At 68.2% G+C, this 25358-nt stretch carries 29 protein-coding genes; 20 read left to right on the top strand and 9 right to left on the bottom strand.

Annotated features, from left to right (window positions below; genetic code table 11):
• The first annotated feature begins 12 nt into the window (after nucleotides 1-12).
• The 4 genes from EJ903_RS07800 to holA all read left to right on the top strand — a co-directional run bounded on the left by EJ903_RS07800 (nucleotide 13) and on the right by holA (nucleotide 4854).
• Nucleotides 13-555, top strand: a complete 543-nt coding sequence (locus EJ903_RS07800) for a DUF3576 domain-containing protein (RefSeq protein WP_126613808.1) — start codon at nucleotides 13-15, stop codon at nucleotides 553-555.
• An 86-nt stretch (nucleotides 556-641) separates the two neighbouring features.
• Nucleotides 642-3236 (top strand): leucine--tRNA ligase, encoded by a 2595-nt coding sequence (gene leuS, locus EJ903_RS07795; RefSeq protein WP_377006232.1) that lies wholly within the window; start codon nucleotides 642-644, stop codon nucleotides 3234-3236.
• On the top strand, nucleotides 3223-3765 hold the full coding sequence (gene lptE, locus EJ903_RS07790) for an LPS assembly lipoprotein LptE (RefSeq protein WP_126613804.1): 543 nt from the start codon (nucleotides 3223-3225) through the stop codon (nucleotides 3763-3765). Before leuS ends, lptE begins: the two co-directional genes overlap by 14 nt.
• Nucleotides 3766-3828: 63 nt before the next feature.
• Nucleotides 3829-4854 carry a DNA polymerase III subunit delta gene (gene holA, locus EJ903_RS07785; protein WP_126613802.1) on the top strand — a complete coding sequence of 342 codons (1026 nt, stop codon included), beginning with the start codon at nucleotides 3829-3831 and terminating at the stop codon, nucleotides 4852-4854.
• Nucleotides 4855-4914: 60 nt separating this feature from the next.
• On the opposite strand, the gene EJ903_RS07780 is transcribed toward holA, so the two are convergent.
• A complete protein-coding gene (locus tag EJ903_RS07780) occupies nucleotides 4915-6072 on the bottom strand; it encodes a penicillin-binding protein activator (protein ID WP_246015333.1) in 1158 nt (385 codons plus the stop codon).
• Nucleotides 6073-6122: 50 nt separating this feature from the next.
• Between EJ903_RS07780 and rsmI the strand changes: the two genes are divergently transcribed.
• The 6 genes from rsmI (at nucleotide 6123) to EJ903_RS07750 (ending at nucleotide 11439) form a co-directional block, all read left to right on the top strand.
• Complete coding sequence (gene rsmI / locus EJ903_RS07775; protein ID WP_246015331.1) at nucleotides 6123-7085, top strand: 16S rRNA (cytidine(1402)-2'-O)-methyltransferase; 963 nt, start codon at nucleotides 6123-6125, stop codon at nucleotides 7083-7085.
• Complete coding sequence (locus EJ903_RS07770; RefSeq protein ID WP_126613796.1) at nucleotides 7078-7446, top strand: YraN family protein; 369 nt, start codon at nucleotides 7078-7080, stop codon at nucleotides 7444-7446. Before rsmI ends, EJ903_RS07770 begins: the two co-directional genes overlap by 8 nt.
• A gap of 53 nt (nucleotides 7447-7499) precedes the next feature.
• Entirely contained in the window at nucleotides 7500-8342 is an 843-nt protein-coding gene (locus tag EJ903_RS07765) for a SirB1 family protein (RefSeq protein WP_126613794.1), read from the top strand.
• Nucleotides 8343-8417: 75 nt separating this feature from the next.
• Nucleotides 8418-9365, top strand: coding sequence for a glutathione synthase (gene gshB, locus EJ903_RS07760; protein WP_126613792.1), 948 nt, complete (start codon nucleotides 8418-8420; stop codon nucleotides 9363-9365).
• Between the two features lie 427 nt (nucleotides 9366-9792).
• On the top strand, nucleotides 9793-10791 hold the full coding sequence (gene trpS, locus EJ903_RS07755; protein WP_126613790.1) for a tryptophan--tRNA ligase: 999 nt from the start codon (nucleotides 9793-9795) through the stop codon (nucleotides 10789-10791).
• Between the two features lie 30 nt (nucleotides 10792-10821).
• A complete protein-coding gene (locus EJ903_RS07750) occupies nucleotides 10822-11439 on the top strand; it encodes a pyroglutamyl-peptidase I (RefSeq protein WP_126613788.1) in 618 nt (205 codons plus the stop codon).
• A 47-nt stretch (nucleotides 11440-11486) separates the two neighbouring features.
• Here the strand turns inward: EJ903_RS07750 and EJ903_RS07745 are convergent, their stop codons facing one another.
• The 6 genes from EJ903_RS07745 to EJ903_RS07720 form a co-directional block, all read right to left on the bottom strand.
• Nucleotides 11487-11867 (bottom strand): MarR family winged helix-turn-helix transcriptional regulator, encoded by a 381-nt coding sequence (locus EJ903_RS07745; RefSeq protein ID WP_126613786.1) that lies wholly within the window; start codon nucleotides 11865-11867, stop codon nucleotides 11487-11489.
• A gap of 423 nt (nucleotides 11868-12290) precedes the next feature.
• Entirely contained in the window at nucleotides 12291-12506 is a 216-nt protein-coding gene (locus EJ903_RS07740) for a hypothetical protein (protein WP_126613784.1), read from the bottom strand.
• Between the two features lie 191 nt (nucleotides 12507-12697).
• On the bottom strand, nucleotides 12698-13129 hold the full coding sequence (locus tag EJ903_RS07735) for a DoxX family protein (protein WP_246015329.1): 432 nt from the start codon (nucleotides 13127-13129) through the stop codon (nucleotides 12698-12700).
• A 38-nt stretch (nucleotides 13130-13167) separates the two neighbouring features.
• On the bottom strand, nucleotides 13168-13452 hold the full coding sequence (locus EJ903_RS07730; RefSeq protein WP_126613780.1) for a BufA1 family periplasmic bufferin-type metallophore: 285 nt from the start codon (nucleotides 13450-13452) through the stop codon (nucleotides 13168-13170).
• Nucleotides 13453-13562: 110 nt separating this feature from the next.
• Nucleotides 13563-14075 carry a YHS domain-containing (seleno)protein gene (locus EJ903_RS07725; protein ID WP_210211398.1) on the bottom strand — a complete coding sequence of 171 codons (513 nt, stop codon included), beginning with the start codon at nucleotides 14073-14075 and terminating at the stop codon, nucleotides 13563-13565.
• A gap of 45 nt (nucleotides 14076-14120) precedes the next feature.
• Nucleotides 14121-14663, bottom strand: a complete 543-nt coding sequence (locus EJ903_RS07720; protein ID WP_126613778.1) for a carboxymuconolactone decarboxylase family protein — start codon at nucleotides 14661-14663, stop codon at nucleotides 14121-14123.
• 119 nt (nucleotides 14664-14782) lie between these two features.
• Here EJ903_RS07720 and EJ903_RS07715 point away from each other — a divergent pair, with 119 nt between their 5' ends.
• The 3 genes from EJ903_RS07715 to EJ903_RS07705 all read left to right on the top strand — a co-directional run bounded on the left by EJ903_RS07715 (nucleotide 14783) and on the right by EJ903_RS07705 (nucleotide 17659).
• Nucleotides 14783-15637 carry an AraC family transcriptional regulator gene (locus EJ903_RS07715; protein WP_126613776.1) on the top strand — a complete coding sequence of 285 codons (855 nt, stop codon included), beginning with the start codon at nucleotides 14783-14785 and terminating at the stop codon, nucleotides 15635-15637.
• Nucleotides 15638-15896: 259 nt separating this feature from the next.
• Entirely contained in the window at nucleotides 15897-17411 is a 1515-nt protein-coding gene (locus tag EJ903_RS07710) for an alpha/beta hydrolase (RefSeq protein WP_246015327.1), read from the top strand.
• 11 nt (nucleotides 17412-17422) lie between these two features.
• Complete coding sequence (locus tag EJ903_RS07705; RefSeq protein WP_126613774.1) at nucleotides 17423-17659, top strand: helix-hairpin-helix domain-containing protein; 237 nt, start codon at nucleotides 17423-17425, stop codon at nucleotides 17657-17659.
• An 11-nt stretch (nucleotides 17660-17670) separates the two neighbouring features.
• On the opposite strand, the gene EJ903_RS07700 is transcribed toward EJ903_RS07705, so the two are convergent.
• The gene (locus EJ903_RS07700) at nucleotides 17671-19200 is read right to left on the bottom strand and encodes a YifB family Mg chelatase-like AAA ATPase (RefSeq protein WP_126613772.1); all 1530 of its coding nucleotides are present in this window, start codon (nucleotides 19198-19200) and stop codon (nucleotides 17671-17673) included.
• A 214-nt stretch (nucleotides 19201-19414) separates the two neighbouring features.
• On the opposite strand from EJ903_RS07700, the gene EJ903_RS07695 reads away from it, so the two are divergent.
• The 6 genes from EJ903_RS07695 to EJ903_RS07670 all read left to right on the top strand — a co-directional run bounded on the left by EJ903_RS07695 (nucleotide 19415) and on the right by EJ903_RS07670 (nucleotide 23707).
• Nucleotides 19415-19822, top strand: a complete 408-nt coding sequence (locus EJ903_RS07695; protein ID WP_126613770.1) for a YeeE/YedE family protein — start codon at nucleotides 19415-19417, stop codon at nucleotides 19820-19822.
• Between the two features lie 13 nt (nucleotides 19823-19835).
• Entirely contained in the window at nucleotides 19836-20258 is a 423-nt protein-coding gene (locus EJ903_RS07690; RefSeq protein WP_126613768.1) for a DUF6691 family protein, read from the top strand.
• A gap of 135 nt (nucleotides 20259-20393) precedes the next feature.
• On the top strand, nucleotides 20394-21140 hold the full coding sequence (locus EJ903_RS07685) for a creatininase family protein (RefSeq protein WP_126613766.1): 747 nt from the start codon (nucleotides 20394-20396) through the stop codon (nucleotides 21138-21140).
• 99 nt (nucleotides 21141-21239) lie between these two features.
• The gene (gene hrcA, locus EJ903_RS07680; RefSeq protein ID WP_126613764.1) at nucleotides 21240-22280 is read left to right on the top strand and encodes a heat-inducible transcriptional repressor HrcA; all 1041 of its coding nucleotides are present in this window, start codon (nucleotides 21240-21242) and stop codon (nucleotides 22278-22280) included.
• Complete coding sequence (grpE, locus tag EJ903_RS07675) at nucleotides 22243-22920, top strand: nucleotide exchange factor GrpE (RefSeq protein WP_281274754.1); 678 nt, start codon at nucleotides 22243-22245, stop codon at nucleotides 22918-22920. The genes hrcA and grpE overlap by 38 nt, the downstream gene beginning before the upstream one ends.
• A 421-nt stretch (nucleotides 22921-23341) precedes the next feature.
• Nucleotides 23342-23707: a response regulator gene (locus tag EJ903_RS07670; RefSeq protein WP_126613760.1), complete on the top strand. Its 366-nt coding sequence runs from the start codon at nucleotides 23342-23344 to the stop codon at nucleotides 23705-23707.
• On the opposite strand, the gene EJ903_RS07665 is transcribed toward EJ903_RS07670, so the two are convergent.
• Nucleotides 23688-24614, bottom strand: coding sequence for a DUF1848 domain-containing protein (locus EJ903_RS07665; RefSeq protein ID WP_126613758.1), 927 nt, complete (start codon nucleotides 24612-24614; stop codon nucleotides 23688-23690). The two genes, EJ903_RS07670 and EJ903_RS07665, sit on opposite strands and share 20 nt — an antisense overlap.
• Before the next feature lie 153 nt (nucleotides 24615-24767).
• Between EJ903_RS07665 and EJ903_RS07660 the strand changes: the two genes are divergently transcribed.
• Nucleotides 24768-25283, top strand: coding sequence for a hypothetical protein (locus EJ903_RS07660; protein WP_126613756.1), 516 nt, complete (start codon nucleotides 24768-24770; stop codon nucleotides 25281-25283).
• Nucleotides 25284-25358 lie beyond the last annotated feature (75 nt).

The following is a 25358-nucleotide window of genomic DNA, read 5'->3' as shown; positions in this document are numbered from 1 at the left end:
GGTTTCCAAATCATGCGCCGTGTCCATGCCTTGAAGCTCCTCTCCGTCCTCGTCGTCGGGTCGCTCGCGACCGCTGGCTGCTCCAGTTGGGGCGGCAAGACCGAGACGATGGAAGAGCAAATGAAGAAGGATTATAAGTACGGCAGCATCCTCGGCACCGAGGGTGGCTTCAACCTGTTCGGCAAGAACAAGCGTGGCACCGGGGAGCAGGACAGCGCCAACGGTCTGGGCGTCAACAGCTTCCTGTGGCGCGCCGCGCTCGACACCCTGTCCTTCATGCCGATCGCCTCGGCCGATCCCTTCGGCGGCGTCATCCTGACCGACTGGTACACCGCCCCGGAAACCCCGAACGAGCGGTTCAAGGTCAACCTGTACATCATGGACAAGCAGCTGCGCGCCGACGGCGTGCGGGTGTCGGTGTTCAAGCAGCAGCGCACCGGCAACGACTGGCGCGACACCACCGTCGGCAACGACACGGCGGGCACGCTGGAAGACGCGGTTCTGACCCGCGCCCGCCAGCTGCGGGTCGCCGCCCAGGCCGCCACGCGCCAGTGACCATACGGCCAGACATCACACGGCCAGACATCACACGAATGGGGCGGGCCATGATGCGCCCGTCCGCTTTCATCGCAAGCTGAACGATACAACGGGAAACGGCGTCCTCCATGTCGCGTTACAATGTCAAGGAAACCGAAGCGAAGTGGCAAAGCCTGTGGGAAAGCCAGGGCTGCTTCACCGCGCGCGAGGACGCGTCCCGTCCCAAATATTATGTGCTGGAGATGTTCCCCTACCCGTCGGGGCGCATCCACATGGGCCACGTCCGCAACTACACCATCGGCGATGTGATCGCCCGTTTCAAACGGGCCAAGGGCTTCAACGTCCTGCACCCGATGGGCTGGGACGCCTTCGGCCTGCCCGCTGAAAACGCGGCGCTGGAAAAGAAGACCCACCCGGCGAGCTGGACGCGCGAGAACATCGCGACCATGCGCGGCCAGTTGAAGACGATGGGCCTGTCCATCGATTGGGACCGCGAAATCGCCACCTGCGACGTGGAATATTACCGCCACGAGCAGAAAATGTTCCTGGATTTCCTGAAGGCCGGTCTGGCCTATCGCAAGGAAAGCTGGGTCAACTGGGATCCGGTGGACAACACCGTGCTCGCCAACGAACAGGTGATCGACGGGCGCGGCTGGCGCACCGGCGCGCTGGTCGAAAAGCGCAAGCTGTCCCAATGGTTCCTGAAGATCACCGCCTTCGCCGACGATCTTCTGAAGGGGCTGGAGACGCTGGACCGCTGGCCCGAGCGCGTCCGCATCATGCAGGAAAACTGGATCGGCAAATCCACCGGCGTGCGCTTCCGCTTCGCGCTGAAGGACCGGGCCGACACGCTGGAGGTCTTCACCACCCGGCCCGACACGCTGTTCGGCGCGTCCTTCGCCGCCATTTCGCCCAACCACCCGTTGGCCGCCGAACTGGCCGCGTCGAACCCGGAGTTGGCGGAGTTCATCGCCGAATGCAACCGGCTGGGAACCAGCGAGGAAGCGATTGAAACGGCGGAGAAGTGCGGGTTCGACACCGGCCTGAAGGTGGTGCATCCGCTCGACCCGTCGTGGGAATTGCCGGTCTATGTCGCCAATTTCGTGCTGATGGAATACGGGACCGGGGCGATCTTCGCCTGCCCGGCGCACGACCAGCGCGATTTGGACTTCGCCCGCAAATACGGCCTGCCGGTGCTGCCGGTGGTCATCCCCGCCGACGCCGACCCGGCCAGCTTCACCGTGGACACGGAGGCCTACACCGGCCCCGGCGTGCTGCGCAACTCGCGTTTCCTGGATGGGCTGGACGTCGAGTCGGCCAAGCAGGAGGTGGGCAAGCGCCTCGAGTCGGCGGGCCAGGGCGAACGCACCACCCAATTCCGCCTGCGCGATTGGGGCGTGTCGCGCCAACGCTATTGGGGCTGCCCGATCCCGGTCATCCATTGCGACTCCTGCGGCATCGTCCCGGTTCCCGACGATCAATTGCCCGTCGTGCTGCCGGAGGATGTGACCTTCGACAAGCCGGGCAACCCGCTGTCCCATCACCCGAGCTGGAAACACACCGCCTGCCCGAGCTGCGGCAAACCGGCGCTGCGCGAAACCGACACCTTCGACACCTTCATCGAGTCGTCGTGGTATTTCGCCCGCTTCTGCTCGCCCAAGGAGGACTCGACCGGCTTCACCCGTGAGTCGGTGGATTACTGGCTGGGGGTGGACCAGTACATCGGCGGCATCGAACACGCCGTCCTGCATCTGCTCTATTCGCGCTTCTGGACCCGCGCGCTGAAGACATGCGGCTATCTGAACCTGGACGAGCCGTTCACCGGCCTGTTCACCCAGGGCATGGTCAACCACGAAACCTACAAGGACGCCGACAGCGGCGCGTGGCTGGCCCCGACCGATCTGGAAAAGAACGACCAGGGCCAGTGGGTGCACCGCGACACCAAGGTCCCGGTCAACGTCGGCCGCGTCGAAAAGATGTCGAAGTCCAAAAAGAACGTGGTGGACCCGGCGCACATCATCGGCACCTACGGGGCCGACGCCGCCCGCCTGTTCATGCTGTCGGACAGCCCGCCGGAACGCGATCTGGAATGGACGGAATCCGGCATTGATGGCGCGTGGCGCTACATCAACCGCCTGTGGCGCATGGTGACGGACGCCCCGGTGGCCCTGCCCCCGGTTGGCGCGCCCAAACCCGACGCGCTGAGCGCCAAGGCCGAAGCGACCCGCCGTCTGGTCCACAAGACCATCGCCGGGATGTCGGAGGACCTCGACAAGTTCCGCTTCAACAAGGCCGTCGCCCGCGTGCGCGAACTGTCCAACGCGCTCGGCGAACTGGACGGCAGCGGTGAGGGCGAGGCCTGGGTGCTGCGCGAAGGCTTCGAGTCGGTGGTCCGCCTGATCGGCCCGATGATGCCCCATCTGGCCGAAGAGCTGTGGGTGGCGCTGGGCCATCAGGGCCTGCTGACCGACCAGCCCTGGCCGGAGGCGGACCCCGCCCTGGTGACGGAGGACAGCGTCAAGATCGCCGTCCAGGTCAACGGCAAGCTGCGCGCCACGCTGGATTTGCCGCGCGATCTGGACAAGGACTCCGCCGAACGGGTTGCCCTGGCCGACGCCAACGTGCAACGTGCGTTGGAGGGCAAGCCTGTCCGCAAAGTCATCGTCGTCCCGAACCGGGTGATCAATGTCGTCGTCTGACCCCAGCCTGTTCCGTCGTGATCAACGTCCGGCCCGGAAGGGTTGGGCGTTGGCGTGTGCGCTCATCCTCCTGTCGGGCTGTGGCTTCCAGCCGCTCTACGGCGACAAGAGCTATGGGGCGGGGGCGACGGAGATGCTGGCCAACGTCGACATCGCCGGCATTCCCGACCGGGAAGGCCAAAAACTGCGCAACCTGCTGATCGACCGCTTTTACCCGTCAAGCCGCCCCAGCAGCACGCGCTACCGTCTGGCCGTCAGCCTGACGGCGACCGAGGAAAAGCTCGCTCTGCAAAAGGATGCGTCGGCGGTGCGGGCACAGCTTCATGTGACCGCTCCCTACACGCTGACCGACACGGCCACCGGGGCCGTGGTGTTCCAGTCGCGCGCCCGGTCGCTCATCAGCTACAACATCCTGGAGCAGCATTACGCGGGCGTGGTGACGGTCGAAAACGCCTATGATCGCGCGTTGGAGGAGATCTCCAACGACATCACCACCCGCGTCGCCATGCATCTTGGCCGCCAGCCCTAAACACACCGGTCGGCGGATCGGCCCGGTCGATCCGCTCCCCCGACCGGTGCAGGAACGCCGTCCGTGAAGCTGCAAGCCAGAGCCATCGACGGGTTTTTGCGCAACCCGGATCCGGCCATCCGCGCCGTCCTGCTCTATGGGCCGGATGGCGGGCTGGTGCGCGACCGCGCCCAGCAATTGGGCCGCAAAGTCGTGGAGGATCTGGCCGATCCCTTCCGCGTCGCCGAATTCCTCGGGCGGGCGGTGGCCGACGATCCCGCGCGGCTCGCCGACGAGGCCGCCGCCCTGTCCTTCACCGGTGGACGCCGCCTGATCCGCGTGCGCGAGGCGGAGGACAACAGCGCCGCCGCCTTCGCCGCCTTTCTCGACCCGCCGCCGCCCGGCGACAGCCTGGTCGTTGTCGAGTCGGGCGATCTTGGCGCGCGCTCCAAGCTGCGGTTGCTGTTCGAAGGGGCCGACAAGGCCGTCGCCATTCCCTGTTACGTCGAGGATGAGGCGTCGCTGGGCCGGGTCATCGCCGATCTGCTGCACGCCCATGGCCTGTCCGCCGACCCCGACGCGCTGGAGTTTCTCAGCGGCCATCTGGTCGGCGACCGCATGGTCGCGCGCGGCGAGGTGGACAAGCTGGCGCTCTATGTCGGCGCGGCCAAGCGGGTGCGGCTGGAGGATGTCCAGGCCTGCATCGGCGACAGCGCCGCCCTGTCGATGGATGAACCGATCTGGGCGGCGGCGGAGGGGGATTTCGCCACGCTCGACCGCTCGCTGGCCCGGCTGTTCGCCGAAGGCACCTCGCCCGTGCCGATCCTGCGCGGGGCGCAGCGCCATTTCCAGCGCCTGCACCTGATCGGCGGGCAGATCGCGGCGGGCAAATCCGCCGAAGCCGCCGTCGAGTCGCTGCGCCCGCCGGTGTTTTTCAAGCTGAAAAGCCGCCTGATCGGGCAGGCCCGGCGCTGGTCGCCCAATCTGGTGCGTCAGGCGTTGGAACGGTTGGTGGACGCCGAGGCGGATTGCAAGAAAACCCACATGCCCGACGAAACCATCTGCGCGCGGGTGCTGTTCCAACTGGCTTCGCTGGCCGCGCGGCGCTGAATCCCCACCCACGGACCTCCCCCGGCCCCGCAACGCGCGGAACCGGGGGGAAACGGTCTGTTACTGGCCCAGAACGTCGAAGTTGGACGGGGCCGGGTCGATGATCCGCGCGCCGGTCGGGGCCACCTCCAGCACCGCCAGACCGCGTTCGACCGCGCCGTTGGCGCGCAGGCGGAACAGCCCGTCCAACCCTTCGAAGCCGCTGGGGTTGGTCATCGCGCTGCGGTCCACGCCACGCCCGGCGCGGGCCAGCACGGCGGCGACCGACGTGGCGTCATAGGCCAGGGTGGCGATGCGCTGCGGCTTGCGGCCATAGGTCTGCTCGAACTTCGCTTCGAAGGCCGCGCGGGCCTGCGGCGTCGGCGCGGCGTACCAGCCGCCGACCAGGGCCGGTTCCTGACCCAGGCTGCTGCCCTGCTGGGCATCGTCCCACAGGCCGGTTCCCAACAGCTTGACCTGCTGCGGCGACACGCCGTTGGCCGCCAGCGCGGCGGCCAGCGCTTGGGCGCGGCTGCCGCCTTCGGCCAACAGCACCGCCTGCGGCTGGCCAGCGCCCTGGGCCACTTGCCGGGCCGGGCCGGACAGATCGGTGGCGGCGGCGTCGTAGCGTTCGACCTGGACGGTCGCGCCGAATTTCTGCGTCGCCCCCTGCATCGCGCCGACCACCGCGTCGCCATAGGGGGTGCGGGGGGCCAGCACGACGAAGCGGCTGATGCCGCGCGATTTGGCGAAGCCCGTCACCCGTTCGACCTGATCGCCGGGCACGAAGCCCATGACGAAGGCCCCGTTGCCCGCCTGGTTCCAATCGGTGGTGAAGGCCAGCACATCGACCCCGGCGGGCTGGGCCACCGGCTTGACCGCCGCCACTTCCGCCGCAAACAGCGGGCCGAGGATGAGGCGCGCGCCCTCCGCCAGGGCCTGACGCGCGGCGTCGGCGGCCCCGGCCGGGGTTCCCTTGGTGTCGCGCGGCAGCAGTTCGAAGCGGTCGCCCGCCATGTCGAACAGGGCGAGTTGCGCGGCGTCCAGCATGCTTTGCCCGATGGCGGCACTCGGCCCCGACAGCGGGACCAGCAAGGCGACCTTGACGTTTTGCGACGGGTCGACAACCGGGGTGGCTGCGGTCGGTTGCGTGGTTTGCCGCGCCCCTTGTGCCACGGGCGGCGGGGCCGTTACAGTCGAGCACGCCGACAGCCCGACGGCGACCAGCAAGGCCGCCACGCCGTGACGTTTCAGACCCCCGTGACGTTTCAGACCCAGTGAGAAAGCTGTTGCCAAGCGCGCCACCGATCGTCTCCACATCCGCTAAGGCTCAAACCGACGCCCAAGGTAGCGGCACGGAGTCCTTAAGTAAACTCGCGCCCGGCCTTTATGTCGTCGCCACCCCGATCGGGAACGCCGCCGACATCACGCTGCGCGCGCTGGACACGCTGACCCGCGCCACGGCCATCGCCTGCGAGGACACCCGCGTCACCGCCAAGCTGATGGGGATCCACGGCATCCACACCCCGTTCGTGTCCTATCACGAGCACAACGCCGCCAAGATGCGCCCGATCCTGATCGAACGGATGCAGGCGGGGGACGCCATCGCGCTCGTCACCGACGCCGGGACGCCGCTGGTGTCCGATCCCGGTTACAAGCTGGTGCGCGAGTGTGTCGCAGCCGGGGTGGCCGTCACCACCCTGCCCGGCGCGTCGGCCCCGCTGGTGGCGCTGGTGCTGTCCGGGCTGCCGACCGACCGTTTCCTGTTCGCCGGGTTCCTGCCGAACAAGAGCAGCGCCCGCCGCGCCACCGCCGGGGAGCTGAAAAACGTCCCCGCCACCCTGGTGTTCTTTGAATCGCCGCAGCGCCTGCCGGAGTCGCTGGCCGATCTCGCCGACATTCTTGGCTCCCGCGAGGCCGCCGTCGCCCGCGAGTTGACCAAGCTGTACGAGGAGGTGCGGCGCGGCACCCTGCCCGAGCTGGCCGCCCATTACGCCGAGGCCGGTCCGCCGCGCGGGGAGGTGGTGCTCGTCATCGGTCCCCCCGGTGCGGAGGAAGCCCCCAGCGAGGCCGACATCGACAGCCTGCTGCGCGAGGCGCTGACCCGCCTGTCGGTGCGCGACGCCGCCGCCGACGTCGCCGCCCGCACCGGCCAGCCCAAACGCGCCGTCTACGCCCGCGCCCTGGAATTGACCCGAGGCGAATTGACCCGAGGCGAATTGACACGCGGTGAAGGGCCGGGCCATGGCTGATCCCGACGCGATGCGCAGCCACGCCGAACGCTTCGGGCGCTGGGCGGAAGGCTTGTGCCGCTGGACCCTGCGGCTGAAGGGCTACCGCATCCTCGCCAACCGGCTGCGCACCCCGATGGGCGAGATCGACATCGTCGCCCGGCGCGGCCAGACCATCGCCGTGGTCGAGGTGAAGGCGCGCGCCGACTGGGACGCCGCCAACGAGGCGGTGAACGCCCGCCAGCGTGGGCGTTTGGCCCGCGCGGCCCATGTCTATCTGGCGGCCAACCCGCAATATGCGGGCTATGTCTTGCGCTTCGACGTGATGCTGGTTACGCCTTGGTCCTGGCCCCGCCACCTGATCGACGCGTGGCGGCTCTGACGACCGGACGGGACGCGGACAACCGTCCCGCCACAGCACGGAAGGACAGGCTTTTGACCCGCCACGCCGAAGCCCGCGCGATCCTGAGCCACACCGGGGAGCTGCCCGACGAGGCCATCGATCTGGCCGAAGCCGCCCTGGCCCTGGCCGCGCTGGACACGCCCGACGCCGACCTCTCCGGCTACCGCCGTCACATCCGGGCGATCCTGGACGATGTCGCCGACCGGGTGGACGACCGCTTCCGCGAAACCGAAAGCCTGGAAAGCCGCATCGACCTGCTGCGCCACGTCATCGGCGAGCGGCACGGCTATTCCGGCGATCACGACACCTACGATGATTTGCAGAACGCCAACCTGATGCGGGTGATCGACCGGCGGCGCGGGCTGCCGGTGGCGCTGGGCATCCTCTACATGCACGCCGCCCGTTCGCAGGGCTGGCCGATCGTCGGTCTGAATTTCCCCGGCCATTTCCTGATCCGCGTCGATCTGGGACCCGCCCGCGCCATCATCGACCCGTTCAACGACGGCCAGATCCGCAGCGCGGCCGATCTTCGCGAGCTGCTGAAGGCCACGGCGGGCGGCGAGGCGGAGCTGTCGCCCGAGCATTACCGCCCGGTGTCGAACCGCGACGTGCTGCTGCGCCTGCAAAACAACATCAAGCTGCGCCATCTGTCGGCCCACGACGTGGCCAAAGCGCTGGAGGTGCTGGAGGCCATGCGCCTGCTCGCCCCGCAGGAACCGGCGCTGTGGCGGGAAACCGGGCTGCTGGAGGCCCACGCGGGCAAGCTGACCGACGCCATCGCCGCGCTGGAAACCTTCATGGCGTTGAGCGGCGACCAGCACCAGCGCCATCAGACCGCCTCGCTGATCCAGACCTTGAAGAAGCGGTTGAACTGAACAGCTTCATACGCCGGACACCCGGAATCACCCCCACCCATTCCCAAGGGCCGTTTTGAAGGCCGGAGAGTCGCCATGAGCCTTGCCGTTGCGTTCCAGATGGATCCCATCGAGTCGATCAACATCGACACCGATTCCAGCTTCATGATGGCGCTGGAGGCGCAGAAGCGCGGCCATCGCCTGTACCATTACCACCCGCGCGACCTGATCCTGACCGGCAACCGCCTGACCGCGCGCGTCCGTGAGATGACCGTGGTCCGCCAGCGCGGCGCCCATTACACGCTGGGCGAACCGGTCCTGACCGATCTCAGCACCATGGACGTCATCCTGCTGCGGCAGGATCCGCCCTTTGACATGGCCTACATCACCTCCACCCACCTGCTGGAGCATGTGCAGCCCAAGGTTCTGGTGGTGAACGACCCGGCGGAGGTGCGCAACGCCCCGGAAAAGCTGTTCATCACCCGCTTCCCCGATCTGATGCCGCCGACGCTCATCACCAGCGACAAGCAGGCCATCCTGGATTTCCGGGCGGAGCACAAGGACATCATCGTCAAGCCGCTGTTCGGCAACGGCGGGGCCGGAGTCTTCCACCTGAAGCCCGACGACGAAAATCTCGGCTCCCTGTTGGAGATGTTCACCCAGCTCTACCGCGAGCCGGTGATCGTGCAACGCTACCTCCCCGAAATCCGCCAGGGCGACAAGCGCATCATCCTGGTCGATGGCGAACCGGTCGGGGCCGTCAGCCGCATGCCGCAGGACGGCGAGGCCCGCGCCAACTTCCACGCCGGTGGCAGCGCCAAGAAAACCGAGCTGACCGAACGCGAACGCGCCATGTGCGCCGCCATCGGCCCGGTTCTGCGCGAAAAGGGGCTGATTTTCGTCGGCGTGGACGTGATCGGCGACTATATGACCGAAATCAACGTCACCTCCCCCACCGGCATCCAGGAAATCAACCGCCTGAACAACGTTCAACTGGAAGCACTGCTGTGGGACGCCATCGAACGCCGCCGCGCGGCGGCTTGAGGTCCAATCGTCTGCAATCTTGTCGTGCGTTCGACGATGCCCCCCTCTTGCGATCAACCGGGCGTCGTCCTATCTCTGGATCAAGGGAGCGACGTCTTGCCACGCCGCTCCCCCGGTCCGGTCCTTAGCCCAGAAGCTCAAGCAACCGCTTGATCACGTCCAGGATCAGGACCAGAAGGGTGAGGAACTCCTTCATCCTCAAGTCCTTCTTCGTGTGGCGGGGGCGGACGGTCCGCCCCCTCCCGACCACACACATTGGCGGTAGCGCACGGCTGTGTGCGCAACAACCAAAACCATGCATCCCGGGGGTGTTGACCCTGAACCGCCACACCCCGCCAAACCATCCGCTTTTTCGCACCGCGCCTTGACCGGCGGACGTCGGGGGGCGATAACTGCCGCCTCCCAGAGTTTTCGAGCGAGACGATCCGTGAACCGCATCTTTTCCGGCATGCAGCCGACCCGGCAGCTTCACCTCGGCAACTATCTGGGGGCGCTGCGCAATTGGGTTGAGCTGCAGAACAGCTACGAATGCATTTTCTGCGTCGTCGATCTGCACGCCCTGACCATCGACCAGGACCCCGAGGTTCTGCGCAACAACATCCGCGAGGTCGCGGCGGCCTACATCGCCGCTGGCATCGACCCGGACAAGAACATCCTGTTCAACCAGTCCTTTGTCTCCGGCCATTCCGAATTGGGGTGGATCCTGTCCTGCCACACGCCGCTCGGCTGGCTGAACCGGATGACCCAGTTCAAGGAAAAGGCGGGCAAGCAAAAGGACATGGCCAATCTGGGCCTGTACGCCTACCCCACCCTGATGGCCGCCGACATCCTGCTGTACAAGGCCACCCATGTGCCGGTCGGCGAGGATCAGAAACAGCATCTGGAATTGGCCCGCGACATCGCCGGGGCCTTCAACCGCCGTTATGAGACGGAGTTCTTCCCGCTGCCCGAACCCCAGATCCTGGGCGAGGCGACGCGCGTGATGAGCCTGCGCGACGGCAAGAAGAAGATGTCGAAGTCGGACGAGTCCGAATATTCGCGCATCAACATGACCGACGACGCCGACACCATCGCGCAGAAGATCCGCAAGGCCAAGACCGACCCGGAACCCCTGCCGGACACGGTGACGGAGCTGGAGGCCCGGCCCGAAGCCGACAACCTCGTCACCATCTATTCCGCCTTGGCCGGGCAGAGCCGCGAACAGACGCTGGCCGAGTTCGCCGGGGCGCAATTCTCCGGCTTCAAGGCGGCCCTGGTCGATCTGTCGGTCGCCAAGCTGGCCCCGATGACCAGCCGCATGAAGGAGTTGTTGGCCGACAAGGGGGAAATCGACCGTCTGCTGCGCAAGGGCGGCGAGCGCGCCGCCGCCATCGCCGACAAGAACCTGAACGACGTCAAGGACATCATCGGTCTGCTGCGTCCGTAAGGGAGCGTTTCGCGCCATGAGGGTCGCGCCATGACCGCCCCCATCCTGCTCACCGGTTTCCTGCCCATCGGCGAGGATGCGGTCGATTCATCCGCGCTGCTGATGGATCGGCTGGCCGGGGAGCCGGGGGTGGTCGCGGCGCTGCTGCCGCCGCTGTACGACGCTTGCGGCGACGCCTTCGCCGCGCTGTTGGACGAACACCAACCGGCCGCCGCCCTGTGTTTTGCCGTGTCCGCCGACAGCGACAGCGTGCAGATCGAGCGGTTGGCCTGGAACCGCGACGAAAGCGAACGGGCCGACGCGGCGGGAACCGTCCGCACCGACCAGACCATCGCCGACGATGGACCGACGGCCTACGGCTCCACCCTGCCCTTGCCCCGCGTGATGCGGGAGTTGGCGATGGCCGGGGTGCCTGTGACCTTCAGCGACTTCGCCGGGGGATTTCTCGGCAACCATCTGTTTTACCGCGCCCGCCACGCCATCGAATCCGCCGATCTGGACGTGCCGATGGGCTTTTTTCACCTGCCCTTGCTGCCCGAACAGGCGACCGGCGTGCCGGGACGGCTGGGCATGGGGCTGGAACGGCAGGAACTGGCGGTGCGCACGCTGGCGGTGATGCTGCGCGACGCCTTGGCCCCCCGGACCTGACGTCTCCCGCCCGCGCAACGGCGCGGGAAACTCTCAAACAAAAACGCTCAGGCGAGCTTGACGGCGGCGGGCCGACGGTTGTCGGGCGGCGTGACAATGCCGCGCAGCTCGGCCAGAAAGGCGCGACCATGGTCGGTCAGCGTCACGATCTTGCGGCGGCGTTCGCGCGGGTCTTCCTGCGCCTGGACCAGATCCAGCCCGGCCTTGCCGAAGCTGTGCCAACGGCTGAGGGCGGCGACGTTGCGCGAGGCCGAGGATTGGGCGATGCCCAGACGCTCCGCCAGCTCGCCAATCGAAATGCCTTCGCTCTGCGCGATGGTCATGAAACTCAACGCGTATTGAATCGGCAGGTCGGGGTCGAGCTTGCGGAACGCCTCAAGCACCTGGACGACGGTGGCGACCTCGTCATAACGAACACGGTTCGGCATCAGATCGCCTCCGCGCCGTCCAGCGCTACGCGGAGCGCGACGGTGGTCCCCAACGGGCCGGTGTGTAGATGACGTTCAAACGTCCAAGCCATAGGATGAATTCCCCGTTTTCCCGCCGCAGGTCGAACAACCCGTCCGGCGATGCCCAGTGGGCGTGCTCAACGAAGAGACGATGGCCGCAAAAGCCCAGAAACACTGACATGGGATCCTCTTGATGTCCGAAGGTCGGGTAGGGGCAAGGGGTCAAGGCGATGGGTGCGTTGATGGGCTGGGGTTGCGGCGCGATTGGCCGGACCGCCGGTTCGGCGGGTCCAAGTGGCGGGTACGACGGTTTTCATCGTGGTTCTCCAGAGGTTGAACAAAAGCATGAGGGATAAGGGACACCCGGCACGGGCGTGCACGGGCTGGATCGGGTATCGCCGGTCAGCGATAGGGTTGCAACGTGAAAACGCTGCACAGGTCGGCCGGGCTGCGGTCCCGGTGCGGGACCGGGGCGACGAACAGGCTGTCGTTCCGGTTCAGCCCGATGTCGCGCCGCAGATGCTCGCACAGATGGTCCAGGCCCATCAAACGATCGGATGCGCCGCTGTCACCGGATCCCAACCAGCGACTCCGCAACGCCGTCCACAGGGTCGGCATGGTGTTTCTCCTTCTTGTCCACACGGTTTCGACCCGACGAAACCGCCAAACGCAAAAGAGGCGACCGGGCTGGTCGCCTCCTGCGTCTGAAATAGTTCCGCAGTCGGATGTGTTTCGTCAAGAAGCCATCCGTCCAACGCTGCACGCCGCGCGCGATTTTTCAAACTGTGTGGTTTCGGCAACGGGGCTGGTCACGCTGGGCCGGATCGGCGGGCCAGCAGGGCGTCCAGCGACCACGGCCCCGCCCCGCGCGCGATCAGCGCCAGAAAGGCGACGGCCCAGACTCCATGCGTCGGCCAGGCCATCGGGTAAACAAAGATCTGGATCACGGCGGTCATCGCCAGCAGGGCCAGCGCCGACAGGCGGGTGGCCAGCCCCAGCACCAGCAGCAGGGGGAACAGATGCTCGGCCAACGCCGCCAGATGGGCGGCGATGGCGGGGTCGATCAGCGGCAACCGGTATTCCTCCTCGAACAGGAACAGCGCGTTGTCCGACAGCCGCCAACCGTCCATCTTCGTGCGGCCCGATTGCCAGAACAGCGCCGCCGGGAACAGCCGGGCGGCCAGCGGAACCAGCGCGTCGGCCACGCGCGCCACACCCGCGCCGGAAAAAGGAATGGTCATCGCCCGCACTCCGTCTTGCATCCTTGCCACAGCGCCGATCAGGCGGGCCGCTTCACCGGTTCCAGCGATCCCGGCCCGAAGGGGGTGGAGATGCTGGAGCAGGTCCCCTTCGGCGTCAGCTTCCAGGCGTCGCCCTGGTAATCGACCTTCGAGGTTCCAGCACAGCTGGTTCCGGGGGTGGCGCAATCGTTCTGACCGGCCAGCGACACGCCGTAGCATTTCTCCTTGCCGCTGGTGGTTCCCGCCTGGGCGGGCAGCGTGGCGAGCGCGAGCGTGCTGGCCAGCGACACCGCCAGCGCCAGTTGGAAATCACGACGATTCATGATGGGGGTCTCCAAACACAGACGGGGAAGGGTGGGAGCAACCGGGACGTGTGGGGGGAGGGGAACCGCCCCGGTCGCGCCGTTGGTCAGCCTGATGGTCAGGCGAGTGGTCAGTTCAAATCCTTGGGGGCCTTCGCCTTGATCTCCGGCCAATTGGTTTCGGCCTTGGCGATGTTGCCGGGGATGTCACCGCTCCAGACCTTTTGAACGTCGGCGTTGACGTTCAGGTACAGCTTGCCATCGACCAGCCGGAACAGCTCGGGATCGCCGTCCAGCTTCTTTTCCAGGGCGACGCCCATGGCGCAGAAGCCGCCATAGGCCGGCTCGTATTTCGCCGGGTTGGCCTTGAACAGATCGCGGTTGGCCGCCGAGACGAAGCGGTAGGTCGCGCCCTTGTGGGTGGCGGTGTAATCGGCCATCCCCTTCACCGCCTTGTTCTGGGTCTGATAGGCGACGGCGTCGTAGCCGTGCAGGATCACCGCGTCCTTGTCGAGGTTGATGGCGGCGGTGGAGGCCGGATCAAAGGCGTGGCTGGGCATCGGGGCGGCGACAATCGCCAGACCGGCCAGGGTCAGGCCCACCAAGGCGGCGCGGCGCAGCAGTGCGGAAACACTCATGGTCATGTCGGTTCTCTCGCGTCAGGGTACGGGTCGGGGTGTGGGAACGGTTCAGACGGCCAGCGGGCGCACCGCCGGGAAATCGACGGTCGTTTCGGCGATGTGGTTGGCGTAGTTGGTCAGGATGTTCAGGACGACGTTGGCCAGAACCTCCAGGATTTCGCCGTCGTTCAGGCCACCGGCGCGGGCGGCGGTGAGGTCGTGATCGGACAGCTTGCCGTGATCGGCGACGATGGCGCGGGACAGCCGGACCACCGCCAGACCGCGCGGATCGACGGATTCACCCCGGCGGGCGGCGTCGATCTCGTCCGCCGTCAGGCCAGCGCCCTTGCCGATCAGGCTGTGGGCGGCCAGGCAATAGTCGCAGGCGTTGGCCTCCGCCACGGCCAGCGCGATGCGCTCACGATCGGGGGCGGACAGCAGACCCGCACCGACCGTTTCGGCCAGACCCAGATAGGCGTTCAGCGCCACCGGCGACTGACCCAGCGTCGCCACCAGATTCGGGACCATGCCGAGCTTGCCCTTGACGGCGGCGAATTGCGGGGCGACCGAGGCGGGCGGGGCGTTGCGGTCCAGCGGGAGAATGCGCGGCATCGGACAGGTTCCTTAGCGTTTGGAGAGGAAGAGGGCGGAGCGGCCATCCGCTCGACACAGGATGGAGAATGCCGTACCCTGCGCTACACATCGTCCCGAAGAGATTGCAGATCGTCCAAATGACGCCGCCCTCTCCCACCGCCACCGACCAGCTCGCCACCGACCAGCTCGCCGTCATGTTCAGCCGGGTCCGCCTGACCGCGCGGGTGTTCCACACCGGGCTGCTGTGCCAACAGGTTGATTTCCCGGCGGGGGGAACCGGCCATCTGCATCTTTTCCGCTCCGGCCATTTGGAGGTGCATGGCCCCGGCCCGACCCACCGCAGGCTCGACCAGCCGACCGCGCTGTTTCTGCCCCGGGCGGAGGATCACCGCTTCGTCGTCGGGCCGGAGGGGGCCGATCTGGTCTGCGCCGAAATCGACCTGGGCGGGGCGGGCAACCCGTTGGAAAGCGCCCTGCCCGCCTTGATCGCCCTGCCGCTGGACCCGGCGGACACGCTGACCGGCTCGCTCGCCCTGCTGTTCGGGGAGGCGATGGGCCAGGGCAGCGGGCGGCAGGTGGTGTTGGACCGGTTGGCCGAGGTTGTGCTGATCCACCTGCTGCGCCGCCTGATCGACAGCGGGCAAAGCGACGCCGGTCTGTTGGCCGGGATGGCGCACCCGGCGCTGTCGCGCGTGCTGACCGCCCTGCACGCCAACCCCGCCGGATCCTGGACGCTGGAGCGGATGGCGGACGAGGCCGGGATGTCGCGCAGCGCCTTCGCCGAGTGCTTCCGCAGCGTGGTCGGGGTGACGCCGGGCGATTACCTGCGCGAATGGCGGTTGCAGTTGGCCCGCACCGGGATCGCCGCCGGTCAACCGCTGAAGCGCGTCGCGGCGGAGGTCGGCTACGCCAGCCCCGCCGCCCTGTCGCGCGCCCTGGGCGACAGCCCCAGCGGATCCTTGCGCGTGCTGCGTGGTTCAACACCGGATTGAGACCGGATTGAACGTTGCCGCGCCCGCCGTCTGTGGCATTTCTGCACCGCAGCGACGGCGTTTTCCGGTGGCCCGGCGCGCGCAGCGGCTTGGCTGGACAAGCGGCGGGCGGGCGGTCAAACAATCCGCACCCGTGTTGCGGGATGCGTCCCGCCCCTTGTCGTCCTCCCTCCCTTTCGTCCGGGAGCCTGTAGCCGTGCCTGTCTGCGCCCCCTCCGCGCGGCCCCGGTGGCCGTCGATTGCCCGCTTGGTTCCAAATTTGGTTCCCAAATTGGTTCCAGCGGCGCGCGCGACCGCTTTCGCCGTGGTGGCGGTGGCCGCCGCCGCGCTGCCGGGCGCGTCACCGCTGCGGGCCGAGGCGCGCTTCACCCCCGGACCCTGCTGGTTCACCGTGCCGGATGGCGAGGCCGCTTTGTGCGGCACCGTCGCCGTGCCGGAACGGCGCGACCGCGCCGGGTCGGGCCATTTCCGCCTGCCCGTCGCCGTGCTGTTGAGCAGCGCGCGCCAGCCCGCCGCCGATCCGGTGCTGTTTCTGGAAGGCGGGCCGGGGGCCTCCCCCTTTGGCGGCGGCGAGGCGACCGAGGAAAAGATGGAGGTGTGGTGGGAGCTGTCCGCTCCCTTCCGCCGGACCCGCAACGTCATCCTGTTCGACCCGCGCGGTGTTGGCCGGGCCGAACCCGACACCGATTGCCCGGAGCTGGACAGCGTCGGGGCCTCCCCCCGCGCCCGCCCGGTGACGCGGGAACAGCGGGCGCAGGCCGAACGCGCCGCCGTCACCACCTGCGTCAACCGCTTCAAGGCCATGGGGCTGGACGGCGGCCTGTTCTCCACCCCCATCGCCGCCGACGACGCGCTGGACATCGCCAGCGCGCTGGGCGCGCAGCGGGTCAACCTGTTCGCCGTGTCCTATGGGACCCGCGTCGCGCTGGAGATTTTGCGCCGCCCCGGCGGGCGGGTGCGCAGCGCCGTTCTGGATTCGGTCTACCCGCCCGATGTGAACGCGCAGGAGGACGCGCCCTGGCTGGCCCACCGCGCCTTCCGGCGGCTGTTCGACGATTGCGCCACCAACCGCGCTTGTCGGGCGGCCTACCCCGATCTGGAAAAGCGCTTTCTGGCGCTGGTGGAGCGGCTGAACGCCACCCCGGTCGATCTGGTGGTGGGGGAGTTCGAATCCCGCCGCGCCCTGCGCCTGAGCGGGGCCTCGCTGATCGCCGCCGGGCTGGAGGCCATGGCCACCGGCGAGGCGGTTCCCAGCGTTCCGGCGATGCTCGACCGCGCCATCCGTGGCCGCTACGACGCGGTGGCCGAATGGGCACCGACCAGTTGGTTGGGCGATCCCGACACCGCCGACGGTCTGGCCTTTTCCACCGAATGCCGCGAAACGGTCAATCCCACCGACCCGGTCAAGCAGGCGGAAAGCGCGCGGCGCTACTCCCCCTACGGCTCCATCCTGGCCGACGATCCGGGGCAACGGGTGTGCCGCCTGTGGCCCGCCGGGCAACAGGAACCGTCCGAACGCCTGCCGGTGGCCAGCCCGGTGCCGGTGCTGCTGCTGTCGGGGGCCTATGACCCGGTGACGCCGCCGGATTGGGGCGACCGCGCCGCCGCCACCCTGCCGAAAAGCCGCCATCTGGTCTTCCGCAGCGCCGGGCATCTCGTGACCGCGACCGAAGAATGCGCGATCACCGCCGCCGTCACCTTCATCGACAGCGAAACCCTGCCCGCCAACGCCTGCCCCGCTGCGGGCAAACCGCCCAGCTTCGACCGGCCATAGGACGCAGACCCATGCCCTTCACAGCGGACGAACAAAATCGCCTGTTGGCCGTCAAAGGGGTTGGTCCGACGGTGATCGCGCGGTTGGAGCAGCTTGGCATCCACAGCCTGTCCACGCTCGCCCAACAGGATGCCGCCACCCTGTGCGCGGCGGCGGCGGTCGCGGTTGGCAGCAGTTGTTGGAAAAACAGCCCACAAGCCCGCAAGGCGATCGAAGCCGCCATTGCCCTGGCCAAAAGCACACCCTGAGTCAGCCACCCTCACCGCCCCGGCGCGATGCGGCGGTAACTGAGCGCTTCGGCGATGTGCCGCCGCCGCACCCCGCCGCCGCCGCCCAGATCGGCCAGGGTGCGGGCCACCCGCATCACCCGGTGATAGCCGCGCGCCGACAGCTTCATCCGCTCCGCCGCGTCGGTCAGCAGGGCGCGCCCGTCGGCGTCGGGGGCGGCGACGCGTTCCAGCAGCTCGCCATCGGCTTCGGCGTTGGTGCGCACCGCCGGGCCAGCGCCGCCCGCGTGACCGGCGTAGCGTTCCGCCTGGATGGCGCGGGCCACCGCCACCCGCGCCGCCACCTCCGCGCTGCCCTCGGCGGGTGGCGGCAGGCTGAGATCGGCGGGGCTGACGGCGGGCACGTCGATGTGCAGATCGATGCGATCAAACAAGGGACCGCTGATTTTCGACTGATAGTCCAGGGCGCATTTCGGCGCGCGGGCGCAGGCGAGCGACGCGTCGTCCAGATGGCCGCAGCGGCACGGGTTCATCGCCGCGATCAGTTGGACACGCGCCGGGTAGGTGACGTGGTGGTTGGCCCGGCTGACCACCGCCCTGCCGGTTTCCAACGGCTGGCGCAGCGCCTCCAGCAGCGGGCGGGGAAATTCCGGCAGTTCGTCAAGGAAGAGAACGCCTTGATGCGCCAGGGAGATTTCGCCGGGCTTGGCCCGCGTGCCGCCGCCGACCAGGGCGGGCAGGCTGGCCGATTGGTGCGGCGCGCGGTAGGGGCGTTGACGCAACAGCTTGCCGTCCTCCAACAGCCCGCCGACGCTGTGGATCATCGACACCTCCAGCGCCTCCGCCGGGTCGAGCGGCGGCAGCAGGCCGGGCAGCCGGGCGGCGAGCATGGATTTGCCCGATCCGGGCGGGCCGATCATCAGCAGATTGTGGGATCCGGCGGCGGCCACCTCCAACGCCCGCTTGGCGGTTTCGTTGCCCTTGACGTCGCGCAGGTCGAGCGGCGGCGGCCCGGATTCCTGAAGGCGCGGCTTGGGCGGGGTCAGCACCTGGCTGCCCTTGAAATGGTTGATGAGCGCCAACAGGGTGGCGGGGGCCAGCACCTCCAGATCCGGCCCGGCCCAGGCGGCTTCCCCCCCGCAGGCCGCCGGGCAGATCAGGCCCCGGTCGTGGGCCAGCGCGTCGATGGCGGCGGGCAGCACCCCGGCCACCGGGGTCAAGGCCCCATCCAGCGCCAGTTCGCCCAGGGCGACGTAGCGGGCCATCTCCGCGTCCGGCAGCACCCCCATGACGGTCAACAGCGCCAGCGCGATGGGCAGATCGAAATGGCTGCCCTCCTTCAGCACGTCCGCCGGGGCCAGATTGACGGTGATGCGCTTGGCGGGCAGCGCCAGCCCCAGCGCGTGCAGCGCGGCGCGCACCCGCTCCCGGCTTTCGGCCACCGCCTTGTCCGGCAACCCGACGATGGTGAAGGCGACGATGCCGCCGGACATCTGCACCTGCACGTCGATGCCCAGCACCTCGATGCCCTGAAACGCCACGGTGTTGATGCGAGCGACCACGCGCGAGCCTCGTTGCAGAGTGCCGATGAACACCTGTGTATGGCGGGTGGTCGCATCGCCGGTCAATCCTGTTCCGCGATCATCACGACGCGGATGCGCGTGCAGGATGGGGAGCCGGTTCGGATTCCGCCGGAACCCTATTGAATAAGTGTTTTCTAATGTATAAGTGAAGTCCGTGGCGCGGCAGCGCGGACGCAAAAGGGAGGGCGGGAGCGTGACGGGACCTGTGACGGCATTGGCCGGTGGGGCGCTGATCGGCGCGGCGGCGGCGGGGATGATCTTGATCAACGGCCGCATCACCGGAATCAGCGGCATCCTGAGAGGAGCGCTGCAACCCGGGGGCATGGGCTGGCGCGTGGCCTTCATCGCCGGATTGCTGCTGGCCGGTCTGGTCGCCCGCTGGTCGGGCGTGCCGACGCCGGAGGCGCTCAGTGGCCTGTCACCGCTGTGGTTGCTCGCCGCCGGGCTGCTGGTCGGGGCGGGCACGCGGATCGGGTCGGGCTGCACCAGCGGCCACGGCGTGTGCGGGTTGGCCAACCTCTCGCCCCGCTCGTTGGCGGCAACCCTGACCTTCATAGCCGTGGCCGCCGCCACGGTCTTCGTCACCCGTCATCTGCTGTGAAAGGGAAAACGCCATGCGCAGCCTGTCCGCCGGTCTGTTCGGCCTGCTCTTCGGCCTTGGCCTGATCCTGTCGGGGATGACCGACCCGGCCCGCGTGCTGGCCTTCCTCGATCTGGCAGGGGCCTGGGATCCGACGTTGGCCCTGGTGATGATCGGGGCCATCGCCGTGGCCGCACCGGCCTTCGCCATCGTCCGCCGCCGCCCCACCGCGTGGCTGGGCGACCCCATCGCCCTTCCCGACCGCCAGCGGATCGACGCGCCGTTGATCGGCGGATCGGCCCTGTTCGGGGTGGGCTGGGGGCTGGCCGGGATTTGCCCCGGCCCGGCGCTGGTTCTGCTGGGGGCCGACGCGCCCGCCATCGCGCTGTTCATCGTCGCCCTGCTGGCCGGGGGCTGGATCGCCGACCGGGCGCGGCAGGGCACCACCAACCGCTGACCCGTTCCCCTCACACGCGTTCCCCGCCCCGCCCGCGTTCCCCGCATGGCACCCGCCGCAGCGGGCGGGGTTGGTGGGATCGGTCCGTCACCGTATGGTTGGGGTTCTCCATCACCCCAGCGGGACGGGACCATCGTGCAACTGCATCTCAGCACCTGGATCGAGGTCGAAGCCTATCTGAAGACGTCGAAGGGCATCGTCATGCCCATCGGCTCCACCGAACAGCACGGGCCGAACGGGCTGGTCGGCACCGACGCCATTTGCGCCGAGGTGATCGCGCGCGGCGTGGGCGAGGCCACCGGCGCGCTGGTCGGCCCCAACATCCCGGTGGGCATGGCCGTGCACCACATGGAGTTCCCCGGCTCGATGACCCTGAAGCCGTCCACCCTGATCGCGGTGATCCGCGATTACGTCGGCTCGCTGGCCGAACACGGGTTCGAGCGCTTCTTCTTCATCAACGGCCATGGCGGCAACATCCCGTCGATCCGCGCCGCCTTTTACGAAGTGTACGCCGAACAGCGGGCCTTGCGCGGCCGCGACGCCCCGGATCTGCGCTGCACCCTGGTCAATTGGTGGGAAAACCCGGAGATCGGCCGCCTGTCGCGCGAGTTCTACCAGGGCAAGGAAGGCTCGCACGCCACCCCCAGCGAGGTGTCGCTGACCCAGTTCGCGCACCCCGAGGCGATCAAGCGCGTGGCGATGGAGCCGGAACAGGCCCCGGCGGGCGGCTTCCACGACGCCCGCGATTTCCGCCGCCGCTACCCCGACGGGCGCATCGGATCGGCCCCCGGTCTGGCCAGCCCGGAGCACGGCCAGCGCCTGTTTGACGCCGCCGTCAGCGCCATCGCCACCCAATACCGCGCCTTTGTTGCCGAGGCGTGAGGACAAGCGCGCCCGACACGTTGATTCGGCGGTCTGATCTCCCTAAATTCGGACGGCGTTGAGGCGCTTCGCCTCAACCCCGTTCCAATGTTCCAGGCCATGATCTCCGAGCTGAACCAGCGGTCGCGCGACATTTTCCGGTTGATCGTCGATGCCTATGTGGCGTCGGGCGAACCGGTGGGGTCGCGCACGATTTCGCGGCGGCTGGGCATGACCCTGTCGCCCGCCACCATCCGCAACGTCATGGCGGATCTGGAGGAGCAGGGGCTGCTCTACGCCCCGCACGCGTCGGCCGGTCGCATCCCCACCGACGCCGGGCTGCGCATGTTCGTGAACGGCCTGCTGGAGGTCGGTGCCCTGACCGACGAGGAGCGGGTGACGATCGAGGCGCAATGCGCCGGATCCGGGCGCGCCCTGGCCGATGTGCTGTCGGAAGCCACCGGCATGCTGTCCGGTCTGTCGCGCTGCGCCGGGCTGGTGCTGGCCCCCAAGACCGACCGGCCGCTGAAGCACATCGAATTCGTCGCCCTGGGGCCGGGCCGGGCGCTGGTCGTGCTGGTCAACGAAAACGGGCTGGTGGAAAACCGCGTGATCGAGGTGCCGGTCGGCCTGCCCGCCTCCACCCTGCAAGTGGTGTCGAACTACCTCAGCGCCCGGCTGGTCGGCCGCACGCTGGACGAGGCCCGCCAGGACGTACTGACCGAAATCCAGGAGCAGCAGACCGAGTTGGACGAGCTGTCGCGCCGCGTCGTCGCCGCCGGTCTGGCCACCTGGTCGGGCAGCGCCGGGATGGATTCCGGGCAACTCATCGTGCGCGGCCAATCCAAGCTGCTGGAGGACGTGACCGCCATCTCCGACCTGGAGCGGGTGCGGTCGCTGTTCGAAGCGCTGGAGACCAAGGAAGCCATGCTGCGCCTGCTCGACGCCACCGGACGGGGCGACGGCGTGCAGATTTTCATCGGGGCGGAGAATGTGCTGTTCAACCACAGCGGTTGCACCATGATCATCTCGCCCTTTCAGAACAGCCGGGAACAGGTGATCGGGGCCATCGGCGTCATCGGCCCGACCCGCATCAACTACGCCCGCATCATCCCGCTGGTGGATTACACCGCCAAGGTGGTCAGCCGTCTGGTCGGCTGACCGGTTTTCACCCGCAACCCGCCTCAATCGACCGAACCAAGAAGCCGAGAATTCCATGAGCGAAGAGCAGACCAAGCCCGCCGAGACCGAGGTGGACACCCCCGCCGCCGAGACCGCCACCGACGCCCCCGCCGACCGCGTCGCCGCGCTGGAGGCCGAGGTCGCCAACCTGAAGGATCAGGTTCTGCGCGCCATGGCGGAAGCCGAAAACACCCGCCGCCGCGCCCAGCGCGATCGCGAGGACGCCAGCAAATTCGCCGTCTCCAGCTTCGCCAAGGAGCTGGTATCGGTGGCCGACAACCTGCGCCGCGCGCTGGACGCCGTTCCGGCCGAAGGCCGCGAGCAGGACGAGATGGTCAAGGGGCTGGCCGTGGGCGTCGAGGCGACCGAGCGCCAGCTCTTCGCCGCCTTCGACCGCGCCGGGATCAAGCGCATCGACCCGACCGGCGAGATGTTCGACCCGAATTTCCATCAGGTGATGTTCGAGATCGAAAACACCGGCAAACCGGCGGGGACCGTCGTCCAGGTGCTCCAACCCGGCTACACCATCCATGGCCGCCTGCTGCGCGAAGCCATGGTCGGCGTGGCCAAGGCCAGCCCGACCGACGCCGGTGGCCAGCACATCAACACCACCGCCTGACCGAGACGCAACCGGACGGCGGACGGCCCCACAGCCGCCCCCGTCCGGTTTGCCAGAGCAATCGTTTGAAGCATCGTGCACCCGACCGGAACAAGAATAGACACGGATTTCACGGATTTTTCTCACGGATTTCGCGGAGCGTGTTTCTGAGCCATCCTGTTTGCGAGCTTGCGACCAACCTCGTGACCGGACGGGTGAAGCTGTTGGGGAAAAATCCGTGCAATCTATCCTTTTATCCGTGAAATCCGTGTCCAGTCTTGCTTGCGTGACGACACTCGCTCGTTCAAGCGAATGCCCTGGTCCGGTTCGCCGTCCTGTTGACCGCGCTCGCAAAATTGCCTAGGGCTTGGCCGTGTGCCGCCCCCCCAAGGGACGCGATCCCGCCCACGGGAACCCCATGGGAACCGCCTGGAGAAGCCTGATGGCCAAAAGCGTTCTGACCGTTGATGACTCCAAGACCATCCGCGACATGGTCGGCTTCACCCTGCAAAAGGCCGGTTACACTGTCGCCGAGGCGGCGGACGGCACGGCGGCGTTGCAGCTGGTCAATCAGCGGAAATTCGACTGCATCATCACCGATCTGAACATGCCGGGCATGGACGGTCTGGCGTTGACCAAGGCGATCCGTGGGACCGCCACCAACCGCGCCACCCCGATCCTGCTGCTGACCACCGAGGCCGACCCGGCCAAGAAGACCGCCGGGCGCGAGGCCGGGGCCACCGGCTGGCTGGTCAAGCCCTTCAACCCGGAAAAGCTGGTCGAGACCGTCAAGAAGGTGTGCCCGTAAGCGGGCGCGGGACCAGCGTCTCCCCCGCCGGGTCGTGCCGGGCAAAGCGCCGCTGCGCCGCCGCCCGGCCCGCCACGGCGTAGCAATAGACGCAGCCGTGCGGGCAACTGTCGTAATCGCCGATGTCCCGGCTTTCGGCGCACAGGCAGCCGGGGCGGTTGCCCTTCTCCCGCGCCGCCAGCGCCCGCCCGGCGACGTCCGACAGGCGGGCGGCGTCCACGCAGCGCGCAGGCCCCCAGCCCACACCCATGCCCGCCCCCAGGCCTGACGACGCGTCCGCCGGATCGATCAGATCCGGTTGGGTGCACAGGGTCAGCCGCATCCCCTCCCCCGCCGCGACAGCCGCCAGATCGCCCAACAGGGCGCGCTTGTCCGCCAGATCGGGATCGCGCCACGCCACCCCCGCCGCCGCCAGATTGCGCGCCGTCTTGCGGTAGGGTTCCAGGAAGGACACCACCACCTCGTCCGTCGTGCCGCGCATGGCCCGCGCCAGCGCCGCGAAGGTCTGCCGGTGCCAGGCCGGCGGCGTGTCGGCGGTGAGGGCGATGGGATCGTACCGCCAGACCACCGCGCGCGGCCCCCAACGGTCGCGCACCCCCGCCAGCCGCTCCGCCGTCAGCCGCCAATCCGGCACGGAGCGTTCCAGCGATCCCGGCAAGCCGGTGACGCTGTGCTGGACGACAAAGGGAAAGCCGCGCGCCGCCACCTGGGTCAGCCCGTCGAGAAACGGGCCAATGTTCTTGGTCCAGAACACGAACCCGTCCACCGCCGGACGGGTCAACTCCACCCGCAGGCCTTTGCCGTTGTAGGGATTGACCATGGTGCAGAACCCGGCGTCGAGCCGGTTGAGGAACCAGCGCCCGTAAAAGGCGGGAATGTCGGTCTTGTAGCTGGCGGAGACGATCATCCCCCACCATGACCCGCCGCCCCCGATACCGGCAAGCCCTCTGAAGGCCCCACGAAAGCCCCACGAAAGCCCCATGGCCTGAGGGGTTGGAGCGCACCACCACACCGCTTACAGTGCCGCCGCACCGACCACCCCCGATCAGGACCGCCCCGCATGACCGATCCCTTTTCCCCGCTGAACGCCGACGCGCCGGAAGGCCGGATGATCGGTTGGAACGACACGGTGCGGTTCCGTCTGCCCCCCGGCTGGGCCGCCGAGGTGGAGGAGGTCGAAGGCCAGCCGGTTGCCACCTTCCGCCCACCGCCGCCCGCTGGCGGCACCCTGCGGCTGGTCACGGACCGGGTGGTTCCCAAGCCGGAGTCCGGCGGGGTGGACGCCACCTTGCAGGAAATGGCGTTGCGCTTCGTCCGGCCGCAGGACCAGCGCGCGGGCGACCGCACGGTCGAAGCGCGCGGCGACGATGGCCTGCTGGCGCAAGCGATGATGCGCACCGAGGAGGATGGCCGGGCCGAAACGCATTATCTGTGGATGATCGGGGCCAACCGCGCGGGCGTGGCCGCCGTCGCCATGTTCAGCGTCGCCCTGCCCGCCATTCTGGACGGCGATGAATCCTGTGCCGCCATGCTGGGCCAGGTCGACGAGGCGATCCGCACGGCGGAGATTCTGTAACCAGCTCAACCGAACCAGTCCACCCGCGCTGCTGGCCCACCCTTGCGGGCGCTGCCCAGATCCTGGTTGCTGTGG

The organism is Azospirillum griseum (genome assembly GCF_003966125.1).
GTDB classification, from domain to species: Bacteria; Pseudomonadota; Alphaproteobacteria; order Azospirillales; family Azospirillaceae; genus Azospirillum; species Azospirillum griseum.
Note: the sequence above shows the minus strand (reverse complement) of the source record. Positions and strands in the feature narration are given on the sequence as shown.

What these genes read in the sequence shown, in the direction of transcription:
- EJ903_RS07800 (WP_126613808.1), top strand. Translation starts at nt 13, where the DNA reads ATGCGCCGTGTCCATGCCTTGAAGCTCCTCTCCGTCCTCGTCGTCGGG.
- lptE (WP_126613804.1), top strand. Translation starts at nt 3,223, where the DNA reads ATGTCGTCGTCTGACCCCAGCCTGTTCCGTCGTGATCAACGTCCGGCC.
- EJ903_RS07770 (WP_126613796.1), top strand. Translation starts at nt 7,078, where the DNA reads ATGGCTGATCCCGACGCGATGCGCAGCCACGCCGAACGCTTCGGGCGC.
- gshB (WP_126613792.1), top strand. Translation starts at nt 8,418, where the DNA reads ATGAGCCTTGCCGTTGCGTTCCAGATGGATCCCATCGAGTCGATCAAC.
- EJ903_RS07750 (WP_126613788.1), top strand. Translation starts at nt 10,822, where the DNA reads ATGACCGCCCCCATCCTGCTCACCGGTTTCCTGCCCATCGGCGAGGAT.
- EJ903_RS07745 (WP_126613786.1), bottom strand. Translation starts at nt 11,867, where the DNA reads ATGCCGAACCGTGTTCGTTATGACGAGGTCGCCACCGTCGTCCAGGTG.
- EJ903_RS07740 (WP_126613784.1), bottom strand. Translation starts at nt 12,506, where the DNA reads ATGCCGACCCTGTGGACGGCGTTGCGGAGTCGCTGGTTGGGATCCGGT.
- EJ903_RS07735 (WP_246015329.1), bottom strand. Translation starts at nt 13,129, where the DNA reads ATGACCATTCCTTTTTCCGGCGCGGGTGTGGCGCGCGTGGCCGACGCG.
- EJ903_RS07730 (WP_126613780.1), bottom strand. Translation starts at nt 13,452, where the DNA reads ATGAATCGTCGTGATTTCCAACTGGCGCTGGCGGTGTCGCTGGCCAGC.
- EJ903_RS07725 (WP_210211398.1), bottom strand. Translation starts at nt 14,075, where the DNA reads ATGACCATGAGTGTTTCCGCACTGCTGCGCCGCGCCGCCTTGGTGGGC.
- EJ903_RS07720 (WP_126613778.1), bottom strand. Translation starts at nt 14,663, where the DNA reads ATGCCGCGCATTCTCCCGCTGGACCGCAACGCCCCGCCCGCCTCGGTC.
- EJ903_RS07715 (WP_126613776.1), top strand. Translation starts at nt 14,783, where the DNA reads ATGACGCCGCCCTCTCCCACCGCCACCGACCAGCTCGCCACCGACCAG.
- EJ903_RS07705 (WP_126613774.1), top strand. Translation starts at nt 17,423, where the DNA reads ATGCCCTTCACAGCGGACGAACAAAATCGCCTGTTGGCCGTCAAAGGG.
- EJ903_RS07690 (WP_126613768.1), top strand. Translation starts at nt 19,836, where the DNA reads ATGCGCAGCCTGTCCGCCGGTCTGTTCGGCCTGCTCTTCGGCCTTGGC.
- hrcA (WP_126613764.1), top strand. Translation starts at nt 21,240, where the DNA reads ATGATCTCCGAGCTGAACCAGCGGTCGCGCGACATTTTCCGGTTGATC.
- EJ903_RS07670 (WP_126613760.1), top strand. Translation starts at nt 23,342, where the DNA reads ATGGCCAAAAGCGTTCTGACCGTTGATGACTCCAAGACCATCCGCGAC.
- EJ903_RS07665 (WP_126613758.1), bottom strand. Translation starts at nt 24,614, where the DNA reads ATGATCGTCTCCGCCAGCTACAAGACCGACATTCCCGCCTTTTACGGG.
- EJ903_RS07660 (WP_126613756.1), top strand. Translation starts at nt 24,768, where the DNA reads ATGACCGATCCCTTTTCCCCGCTGAACGCCGACGCGCCGGAAGGCCGG.